Here is a 530-nt window from a genome sequence, read left to right as displayed (position 1 = left end):
GTAAAAGCGCCCTTCCCGGGAAAGGGTGGAAGAGGGACACTGACCACAGGCAGCGTTCCTGCCGCGCCGCGTCAGCCGGCGCAGTAAAAAGAGGAGCCCGGCGACATCTTTTGTTATCCGCCAAACAAAACCCAAAAACAACCCACGCCAAACCCAATAAAACACCAAAACAAGACAAATAATCATTGATTGATAGTTAAAATGGGGAAAACTTGACAAATAAACCCACTTAAAACCCAAAACAAACCCAAAAAAACACCAAAAAAAACACCATAAGGAGTATTGTAAATGTGAGAATTCATTGAGGACGGTTCAACAAACATCAAACTACAGTGGCAGGAAAGCGACGGAACAGTTAAACAGCACATTAGCCCGAACAGCTTCAAACGCGAGTGGGCAGTTTCTTTTGGTGATAAAAAGGTCTTTAACTACACACTGAACGGCGAACAGTATTCATTTGATCCAATCAGCCCGGATGCTGTAGTCACAACCAATATCGCATGGCAATACAGCGACGTTAATGACGTTGC

The 530-nt window shown here is 44.7% G+C and carries 1 protein-coding gene; it reads left to right on the top strand.

Going from position 1 to position 530, the window contains the following annotated elements; translation table 11 throughout:
• Positions 1-300: 300 nt before the first annotated feature.
• On the top strand, positions 301-530 hold a 230-nt coding region (gene parM / locus K0039_RS24870), incomplete at its 3' end, for a plasmid segregation protein ParM domain-containing protein (protein ID WP_228106801.1).

Source organism: Terrisporobacter mayombei, assembly GCF_020748465.1.
Lineage (GTDB): Bacteria > Bacillota > Clostridia > Peptostreptococcales > Peptostreptococcaceae > Terrisporobacter > Terrisporobacter mayombei.
This window is presented reverse-complemented; position numbering and strand designations above follow the sequence as displayed.